Origin of the sequence: Brunnivagina elsteri CCALA 953 (assembly GCF_002289455.1) — a bacterium.
GTDB classification, from domain to species: Bacteria; Cyanobacteriota; Cyanobacteriia; order Cyanobacteriales; family Nostocaceae; genus Brunnivagina; species Brunnivagina elsteri.
In genome coordinates this window covers 1-9899 of sequence record NZ_NTFS01000249.1, presented here as the reverse complement: position 1 = coordinate 9899, position 9899 = coordinate 1, and the positions used below count along the sequence as shown (strand labels likewise).

Below are 9899 nucleotides of genomic sequence, written 5' to 3'. Positions count from 1 at the left end.
ACTTTTACCTCGAAAAAATACAACACTATTATTGTATGATAAAAGTTCCTTAAAAACTCACAAAGTCAACAGCCTAGGCACAGCCCCCGTCAAGTTTCCGCTGCCCCCATTTCAATCGTAAATTTTTGAGCATATTCATCTTCAAATTCTGACCAAGGAATTAAATTAGCCCTAATTACCCACCTATTATCTTCTGCCAATTGCCCCTCAAATGGCAGTTCAAACTTTTCTATTGGGGTAGGTATGTTCTCAATTTTTCGATACATTTTCTATGTTGATGCTAGGGTTTTGACCTATTTTACCCGAATTTCTTGCACTTTTTTTCGATTTATCGACCTCAATCACTATTTCTACAAGGGTTTCACCTTTAATCAGCAAGCCCTAAATATACCCGTAATTAAAAACCCGGTGTTTGATATACCGGATTTTTGATTCATAGCAGGGGAACTGCTATGAAGTACAGATATTTAGGTTTCCTTCCTCGCAGTCGAAGGAAAACCCTAGAAATAAATGTGTACCTAATTAAAGCGAGAAGTACTGTAACAGTTAATAATTATCGAAAGCAGCAATCGCACTCCTCATTTTCTCAATTACCTCACTGACATCAACACTTCCCAATTCCCCAGAAGCACGGGTACGAATACTCAAGGTATTGGTTTCCACTTCCTTGGCACCAACTACAGCCATGACGGGTATTTTCTCCTTCTCCGCATTGCGAATTAGTTTACCAAGTCGATCGCCACTGGTATCGACTTCCGCACGAATACCCACAGCCAGCATCTTCGCAGCTACTTCCTTGGCATAATCTAAAAATTGATCGCTCACAGGTAATAACTTCGACTGTACTGGTGCTAACCACAAGGGAAAATCACCCGCATACTCTTCAATTAAAATCCCAATTAATCTTTCCAACGAACCAAAAGGGGCACGGTGGATCATAATGGGACGTTGACGAGTTCCATCTTCAGCCACATATTCCAAATCAAACCGTTCGGGAAGAGTATAGTCAACCTGCACGGTTCCCAATTGCCATTCCCGCTCCAAAGCATCTTTAACGATAAAATCCAGTTTGGGTCCGTAAAATGCAGCTTCCCCAACCCCTTCAAAATGATCCATTCCCAAGGTTTCCACTGCCCGACGAATGGCATTTTCAGCTTTATCCCAAGCTTCATCGGAACCTAAATACTTATCACTAGTGCGATCGCGGAAGCTCAATCTCGCTTTAAAATTACCGTCGAGTTTCAAACTCTTAATTACCGACAAGATTAAATCAACCACCTTCAAAAACTCGTCATCAAGTTGTTCGGGAGTGATAAATAAATGTGCATCATCTTGGGTAAAACCCCTTACCCTGGTCAAACCACCCAATTCCCCTGATTGCTCGTAACGATACACTGTCCCAAATTCGGCATAACGTAAAGGTAATTCCCGATAGGAACGGAGTTCACTTTTATAGATTTGGATGTGGAAGGGACAATTCATCGCTTTAAGAACAAAGCCTTGTTCCTTTTCCCTGGCTTCCTCATCCTCTGCCATCATGGGGAAAAGGTCTTCTTTATATTTCTGCCAATGTCCTGAAGTCTTAAATAAATCAACCCTTCCAAGGTGAGGAGTGACAACTTGCAAATAACCCCGTTTAACTTGTTCCTGTTTAAGAAAATCCTCTAACAAACTCCGCAGCAAAGTACCTTTGGGAGTCCACAACGGTAAACCGGGACCAACTAAATCGGAAAATATAAATAATCCCAACTCCTTACCCAATTTCCGATGGTCGCGACGCTGTGCTTCTTCCTTACGTCGCTTATATTCCTCCAACTGTTCGGGAGATTCCCAAGCAGTTCCATAAATACGCTGCAATTGTGCCTTATTTTCATCCCCACGCCAATATGCACCCGCAAGACTTTCGAGTGCGATCGCTTTTGGGTTCAAATCTCCTGTATTCTCCACATGGGGTCCCGCACATAAATCCCACCATTGGTCGCCCAAATGATAAATTGTAATCGGTTCTGTTTTGATATCCCCTAATATTTCTAGCTTGTAGGATTCGTTAATTGCCTGAATTCGCTTGGACGCTTCTTCTCGACTGACTTCTTCACGGGTTACTGGCAATTTTCGATTGATAATTTTCACCATCTCCTTGTAGATGGCTTTTAAATCCTTGTCGGTGAATGGTTCAGGACTATCAAAATCATAATAAAACCCATTTTCAATCCAAGGACCAATTGTAACTTGCGCTTTAGGAAAAAGCTTTTGCACAGCCATCGCCATTACATGGGATGTGGTGTGGCGAATTTTCTTTAAATTTTCCGATTCGCTGGTGCGTGGTAAATAGATTTTTTCAACTATTTGTTCGGTTTGTTCTGACTGCTGGGGAGATGAATTTGGCGACATCGGCTGTTGAACCTTTGGCAAAGCTATAAAATTACTCGTGATTTATCTTAATTTGTCTATCTACAAAAGTGCTGACAATTTTCTAAATATAACCGATGAGGGGTCATACTTTATTCGTCGTAGCTTGCTTCTTGTCAAGGGCTATTTTCATTAAATATAGCACTGGAAGATATTTACATCTGGATTTACACCTCAATAAATTCATCAACCAGTCATTCGCTTCCTTGGGAAAGAAATATACAGATAATCAAGCAACGCAAAAAATGGATTTTGGACTTTCGTCGCGATATTCCAAAGCGATATCGCACATCTCTTTCTCAAGATGCATTGACTTATACAATCTAAATATCTATAAATTGAATTATAAAATCAAATTGATTTTAATTTCCTATAATGATAATTTTAAGATTTAAAGCGCTAGATTTAGTAGTCAGAAATTTCACTTCTCTGTGACGATCGCCCAAAAATGAGAAAAAAATTACTAAAGTACCAAAAATGAGAGCCGTTAATATTTGCAGCAAATTGCTTGAGATACCCGAAGATAAGTATTTTTACCAATTTGATATCTAAATATAATTTAAATAAAGTTTCAGCTTAAAAGTATTAAAGCGGCTTGAACTATTCCTTTCAGGTCTGTACAAACCCTTTCTAAAGTTTGTATAATGAATCTGTAGCCTGCGTTACAAAAAAAAGTACCAAATTGTTTCATCTGCTGCTAAATTATTAAGAATAGTAAAAAAAATTAACATTCGTAATAGAGTAGGAAGTATGCTTCTCATTTATGCAGAACTCTAATTTACCTGAACCGGAGTTGCTCAGAACGGTATTACAACCCTTGTTAGAGGATTTTCAATATTGGTTTGCGCGATCGCATGACTTTTTGGAAACAGAGCGTGTGGAGTTTATGAGTAAGCAAGAGCAGTCAGACTTGCTTTCGCGAGTTAAGGAAGCACAGGAAGAGGTAAAGACGGCGAAAATGCTATTTGCCGCAACTGATGGACAAGTTGGAATCGAAATGGCAACCCTGATACCTTGGCATGGTGTTGTAACTGAATGTTGGAATGTAGCGATGCGTTTCCGTCAAGAAGAAAAAAGTTAAAGGATTATAAAGTTTATGATTTTTCTCAGCTTTTAATTTTTTCTTAATAAATTTACAGAAACGTCTCATCAGCATTATCCCTCGTATGTTTTGACTAATTAGAAATAAAAACTAATGAGATAAAAATTGATAAAAAGACTCAATGTATACTATGCTACTTAGATACAGCATTGAAGTAGCTAGATATTCTCTCTTAAAAGAGAGGTTTGCAAGGGGTATTACCGAGTTTTATACATAATCAATTCAAAACAGTCAATTCAAACTGTTGCGGCTTTGTAGACCGTTTTGGCATAGCTTTAGAAACAATTAAAAACACGCTGCTCCTAGAGGAAAACCCGATGTTACATCTTATTTATATTCTGGCTTTTACTATCCTTGCCGTTATTGCTGTTGCAAATTTAATTCGCAATTTAATCATGTTTAGCTTTGATAGAGAGCGGACATATTCTACCAAGTCATCGATGAGTAGTAATGGTTATTCTGGTTCGAGAAAGCAATTTGTACCTCATCCCGAATTGTTAGATAGTTCTGGGAATTTAATTAAAGAGCCTTTATTAGTGATGCGATCGATTAACGTTGAAGATGCTCGTCAGCAATTAGATGCACTTTTTGAAGCTTCTCCAGGACAAAAAAGTGATGTTCAAGAAGAAAAATAATTAATAGTTAGGAATTAGGAGTTAGGAATTAGGATTGGTAAGCTTTATCTCTAATTCTCATAACTCGTAACTTAAATTTATGCTTCAATCACAACGCGGAGATTACCGCGTTTTTTTGTAACACGGCAAGCAGTAGTATTTCCCGAACGCTCGAACTCCAAGTCAAGGATAGTTGGACCAACGCGCAAATTATGTAAAGATAGACGATTAATCGATTCTGGTAATGCTGGATCGATAATTCTCAGGCAATTATTAGGTGCATCTGGAACTAAATTAACCATCATTTGCAGTAATTGGAAAACGCTACCAGTTGCCCAAGCTTGGGGAGTACAAGCGACAGGATATAGAACTGGAGCATTATCTCCCTCCCGTTCATAACCACAAAACAGTTCAGGAGGACGATGATATGGTTGAACATTAGTCATATCAAACAAACCTTGGAAAACCTCCAGTGCTTGATCGATTAAACCGAGCGATCGCAATCCCATCGCGATCGTCGAGTTATCGTGAGGCCATACGGAGCCAATATGGTATCCCATCGGATTATAGGCTGGAGACAAACTACTTAAGGTGCGAATTCCCCAACCGTTGAACATATCGGGTGCCCGCAATCTTTCGGCAACACTGTAAGCTTTTTCTGGCGTAAAAATACCTAATTGTAAACAATGCCCAGGGTTAGAAGTAATACTATCTACATGTTTACCTTCACCATCCAATGCCAAAGCGCAGAAATCCTGATCTTCCATCCAGAAATCGCGATTAAAACGCAGTTTCAAATTTCGCGCTTCCTCAATCCACAAATCAGCTAAATCTAAGCGCTTCTTCATCCGCGCAATTTCAGCTAATCGTAACTTCGCCGAATACACATAAGCTTGTACCTCACAAAGTGCGATCGTGCCATTTGCTAATTCCCCTTTACGGTTGACAATACAATCACCCGAATCTTTCCAACCTTGATTTGCTAAACCACGCTTAGATCTACGGAAATAACTGAGATACCCCGTATCTCTCATATTCCGATCGATCCAATCCATTCCCGCTAAGGCATAACTCCAGAGATTTTCTAAAGTTTCCCCATCGTGAGTCCAAGCGTAATATTCCGAATACAGCATCAACCATAATGGAGTCGCATCAACCGTTCCGTAGTAGGGAGTATGGGGAATTTCCTGACAACGGGAAAGTTCGCCAAACCTTAATTCGTGTAAAATTTTACCCGGTTCTTCTTCACGCCAATCATCATCGACTTTTCCTTGATATTTAGCCAATAATGTCAGCGTCTCTTTAGCAATTTCGGGATTTAACATCAAAGTTTGGGAAGCAGTAATAATTGAATCCCGCCCAAACAACGTTGAAAACCAAGGTACACCAGCAGATACGGTTTTATGTTTGCCAAAAGATTGGCGCAGTAAGTACATATCCTGTTCTGCACGCTCAATTGCTCGATTAAAAATACTCTTATCGGCACGAATTCGGGTAATTTGCTGTACCCAATGTTGCTCCTCCATCACCTCAGCAGCTTTAGCTTGTCCAAGAGTAACGGGAGCGCTAACAGTAGAACTAGATTTATTATTTGTTAGTAAATTAATCCGATAGCCCAACTTTTGCTTTTCATGGGGGGCTAATTCAAACCGCCACAGCGCCGTATAACCTTTAAAATAATCTGGCTGACGATGCTGGAATTTAATCCGCGATTCCATTACCATGCCGTCCAAACCCTGGTAAGCAAGTATTAGAGACTGCTCCTTGACTTCTGGATTTTGATGATGTTCGGATGGGTGAACTTCTACGTGTGGGATTAAAATTTCATCAGATATTGGCTCAACTAACCGTAATAACCGACCTCGATGGGGACGATCGTGTCCACGAACTTCAAATAAGTCGGCAAAATCCGCATCAAAGCTGAGGCTAAGTTCAAAATTGATATTGCTGGTGCTGTAATTACATACTTCAATTTCTTCAAATAAAGCGCCATTCAGTGCCAGTTCACGCCGCATCCCGATTATGTCGGGCTGAAGATGGTCTTCAATCCGGGGATTAGTACACAAAATCGATAGGGAGAACCCTTTATCTGCTGTACTGCTTAACAATACTGGAGAATACCCGTTAATTTGCAACTCCAACCGACTCAAAAATCTTGTATCGGAACAGAATAATCCCATACTGGGGTTGCCATCGTTGAGGGAACACCCAGAAATATTACCTAAAGTATCTGTAACTAAAAATAAATCGTCGTCTTTAACAGTTAATGTCGGCTGCGGTCTTTGAGTCACCACGCAGGGCCATTCGGAAATAGGAATTTGGTCGGCAGGTACAAAGGTTTTGCCGTCCAGCAAAATCTTTTCCGGTGTTGGGATTGTATCCGGTGTCATCAGCAAACTTCCAGGTGTAACAAGTCTAGATTCTCTTTGTTGATTTTCTTCGTTTAATGCGCGTCAACAGGAAAAAAGGACGCTAGATTAAACTTATTTGAGCCACTCATACAAAAGAAATAAATCCATACAAATGTAGAAAGCATAGGTATAAATCTATGTGTTAATTTTCTTCAACGAAAGCAAAACCTAATTTTTAAGTTTTGTAAACAAAGTTTTGTAGATTCTAACACCGAGTAGAATTTTGGGTAATGGTAGGTTTAGGCTAAATTAGAAGACGAATAGCAAAGCTTGTTAAAAATAAACCAACTATTCCCAAGAGTCAACAAGCCTAATATTGTAGGCAATATTCCTTCTACCTTATTGCAGTAGTACGAGTAGTAGTATCAGCCATAAGTTTCCAACCATACACTATTTTGCGTACAGCCAAGCAAATCTATTTTGACGTAGCGTGGAAAGAAATAGTTGTCTAAAATCAGCTTCAGACTATTATTTGATTAAATTATATATTTATTTGCAGTACTTATTTGTGCGATCGCGGCACGATTTTCGTTTCCGGAACAGAAATGTAGGGTACAGAAACTAGAAAATAGAATTGACCCATTCTTAACCAGGAGGCTAGGAACGAGTCAATAAATCATGACTTAGAGAATATCGAATTCAACCTAAAATCATCGCGTATGCTCGTTCATACTCATCAACCATTGATTCGACACTAAAACGACTAACTACATGCTCCCGACAAGCTAGCCTGTCGAGTTTAGTTGCTCGCGGAACCATCTCAATCATTTCCGCGAGGCTATTGCAAATAAAACCGGTTTCTCCGTGGACAATGACTTCAGGAACAGAACCTAAACCCATGCCAACAACGGGGGTTCCAGATGCCATTGACTCAATCATCACTAAACCGAAAGGTTCACGCCAAGTAATTGGGAATAAAGTTGCGATCGCGCCACCCAATAATTTTACTTTTTCTTCGTGGGAAACTTCACCTAAATATTGAATTTGCTCACCATCAATAAGTGGTTCGACTTCTTCACGGTAGAAGACTTCATCAGTAATATCTACTTTGCCTGCGATCCGAATGGGTAAACCTGTGGCTTGGGCAATTTTAATTGCTTCGACTGGTCCTTTTTCCGGCGAAATTCTGCCGACAAAGGCTAAATATACTGGTTGTTCTGGTTCTGATTTGAAGGGGTAAACAGATGTGTCGATGCCATTGTAAACGGTATGTACATAGTTAATATCAGGAAGGGGTTGACGTTGGGCATCGCTGATACTAATAAAGTGCTGTTGGGCAAAGCGTTTGAAGATTTGTTCGTTCTCTTTGGTAAAAGAACCATGCAAAGTGTGGACTATGGGAGTTTTGATGAGACTTCCCAACCACAAAGCTTGGAAACCGAAATGGGAATGTATTATATCAAAGTTTTGTGATTTTTGATAAATGTTAGCAAATTGCATGTACTCATAAACCCCAGCTTCTCTGACGTTAGGGTCGAGACGTAGTGCTTTGGGGTGAACAGATTCGAGTTTGGCTGCTGTAATTGAGTCTCCAGAAGCAAACAAGGTAACTTCGTGACCACGCTTAACTAATTCGTCGGTTAGTAACTTTAAGACTAGCTCAATACCACCATATCGAAAGGGAGGCACGCGCTCCCACAAAGGAGAAATTTGGGCAATTTTCATATTTCACCTAAAATAGGTCAAGGTCAGCATATTCGCAGCAATTGTGAGATTTTTGGCGAGATTTGTTCCCAGCTAAATTTGACAGCTAAATAAATGGCTAAAGTTTATGGTGCTGCCTGAATGGGTCTGTTTCAATGGTAATATCTCAATATTGATATCTTCAGAAATTGGGGAATATGCTCTAAGGTGACTCCAGCTTAAGGCTCAGGCAAGGAAATTTAGTAATCACATTTCTGCAATAAACCAACTTTTTGCTCCTTTCTTATATCAGCCTCAATTTAATTTTGATTCAACCTAACTTACACCTTACTAAAATCATGGTAAGTAAATGACTTAGATTATCTTAACTATCAAATTATTCGTAAGCAATAATTCAACTAATTTCAAGTGATGAGATAAACAATTCACTTGAAACAAATAATTGAATACTAGGTTATTTCACATGATTTGTATATGTGTATTTTTCTTGACATAGGTAATAGTAGCTGAAAATGTTTAACTTAGCAATACGCACATTTTTTCAGTAAAAGTAAACAAAATGACTATATTAATGTTTGTAGGAGTAGACTGAATCAGTATTAATATTTGGGAGACCGAGTAATTTTGCATACTATTTTTTCTCCTATTTAAAAATTTTATTTCTATTTTTATGTCTTATTTTTGACTTATTATAACGACTTTGAATAAGCTCTAAAATCTCTTGGATTGAGACTAACAAAGTAATATTAAATTAAAAATACTTAGACTGATAGTTAGAAATATATTAGTATTAATACGTTATTGATATGAATAATTAAAAGAACAAAGTACAGAACGAAAAGTATAGTTACTCAAAAACCTTTTCTCTTCTGCCTTTTGTCTTGTCATAGCGGCAAATTTTGCCGACCTAGCTTAGATAAATTAATGTATAGTAGCTTCTGTTTGATAAAAATTTGTCATTGTCTTCCCGCCCTTACATCTTCCTAGCTAAAATACTGGCGCAAAGGTCATCAAACGTGCAAGAATATTGGGTGGTATGCTGCATCAAGATTTGACAAATTTATGATTTGGGAATCTTTACATATTGCAAACATATATTTAGGTTGAAAGTCCATTGTAATTTGTACAATGCAGCAGAGAGATGGTTTTTTTCTGCGATCGCCGCTCTAAAAAGATATACATGAGCATTTCGACGTCGGTACTGAGCGATTTGCTTATTACCCTACCCTACCTGCGACCCCAGTTGTACTTCAAAGCTTCGCTGACAGCTCTTTCCCATGCGATGGAAGACCAGGTTTTGGCAGCTACCCTTGAGGAACCATTGGTCATTGCTAGTTTCCAACGGGAGCGTTTTTACCGTCAGGAAGCACATCGCTACCAAAGGTTGGCACAACGAAGTAATCAAATATACGTACTATCGGCTCCGGAAACAGATTTTTCCAACAAGTCGGATTATTACGAGAAAGTTGCTTTTGAGCCGGAAGATGGCTTAAGTCAAGAGTGGCATTTAGTCGTGTTGGCACAAAACTACGCGACTTGTTTGGTTTGTCGAGAAATTCCGCTTTCCCTAGCCAAAAAGCAGCAGATGCGGGAACTGAGTCCAACTTTGGACATGGACACATCAAGAAGGTTTGAAGGTATTTGGACATCGGAACGAGGTGTTAGCCTTAAAGCTGCGAGTTTGCTGCTAGTGAGAATTTTAGTTTACCGACCGGAATT

Annotated in this window: 6 protein-coding genes and 1 pseudogene; 3 read left to right on the top strand and 4 right to left on the bottom strand. The window is 39.2% G+C overall.

The genetic code is table 11. The annotated features are described in order from the left end of the window. Positions 1-101: 101 nt before the first annotated feature. Both CK510_RS19795 and thrS read right to left on the bottom strand, forming a co-directional pair. A pseudogene (locus CK510_RS19795) lies at positions 102-266 on the bottom strand (IS5/IS1182 family transposase); the annotation flags it as partial. Between the two features lie 280 nt (positions 267-546). Next, positions 547-2391: a threonine--tRNA ligase gene (thrS, locus tag CK510_RS19790; protein ID WP_095723338.1), complete on the bottom strand. Its 1845-nt coding sequence runs from the start codon at positions 2389-2391 to the stop codon at positions 547-549. Between the two features lie 781 nt (positions 2392-3172). Between thrS and CK510_RS19785 the strand changes: the two genes are divergently transcribed. Then, positions 3173-3490 (top strand): DUF2605 domain-containing protein, encoded by a 318-nt coding sequence (locus CK510_RS19785; RefSeq protein ID WP_095723337.1) that lies wholly within the window; start codon positions 3173-3175, stop codon positions 3488-3490. Between the two features lie 338 nt (positions 3491-3828). Continuing rightward, positions 3829-4146, top strand: coding sequence for a DUF2973 domain-containing protein (locus CK510_RS19780; protein ID WP_095723336.1), 318 nt, complete (start codon positions 3829-3831; stop codon positions 4144-4146). Positions 4147-4223: 77 nt separating this feature from the next. On the opposite strand, the gene CK510_RS19775 is transcribed toward CK510_RS19780, so the two are convergent. Further along, positions 4224-6515: an amylo-alpha-1,6-glucosidase gene (locus tag CK510_RS19775; RefSeq protein WP_095723335.1), complete on the bottom strand. Its 2292-nt coding sequence runs from the start codon at positions 6513-6515 to the stop codon at positions 4224-4226. A gap of 660 nt (positions 6516-7175) precedes the next feature. Continuing rightward, a complete protein-coding gene (locus CK510_RS19770) occupies positions 7176-8201 on the bottom strand; it encodes a glycosyltransferase family 4 protein (protein ID WP_095723334.1) in 1026 nt (341 codons plus the stop codon). A gap of 1159 nt (positions 8202-9360) precedes the next feature. On the opposite strand from CK510_RS19770, the gene CK510_RS19765 reads away from it, so the two are divergent. Next, positions 9361-9899, top strand: a 539-nt coding sequence (locus tag CK510_RS19765; RefSeq protein ID WP_281257060.1) for a DICT sensory domain-containing protein, incomplete at its 3' end; no start/stop codon positions are given.

Excerpts from the sequence above, each read along its gene's own strand:
- CK510_RS19785 (WP_095723337.1), top strand. The coding sequence starts at position 3,173 with ATGCAGAACTCTAATTTACCTGAACCGGAGTTGCTCAGAACGGTATTA.
- CK510_RS19780 (WP_095723336.1), top strand. The coding sequence starts at position 3,829 with ATGTTACATCTTATTTATATTCTGGCTTTTACTATCCTTGCCGTTATT.
- CK510_RS19770 (WP_095723334.1), bottom strand. The coding sequence starts at position 8,201 with ATGAAAATTGCCCAAATTTCTCCTTTGTGGGAGCGCGTGCCTCCCTTT.
- thrS (WP_095723338.1), bottom strand. The coding sequence starts at position 2,391 with ATGTCGCCAAATTCATCTCCCCAGCAGTCAGAACAAACCGAACAAATA.
- CK510_RS19775 (WP_095723335.1), bottom strand. The coding sequence starts at position 6,515 with ATGACACCGGATACAATCCCAACACCGGAAAAGATTTTGCTGGACGGC.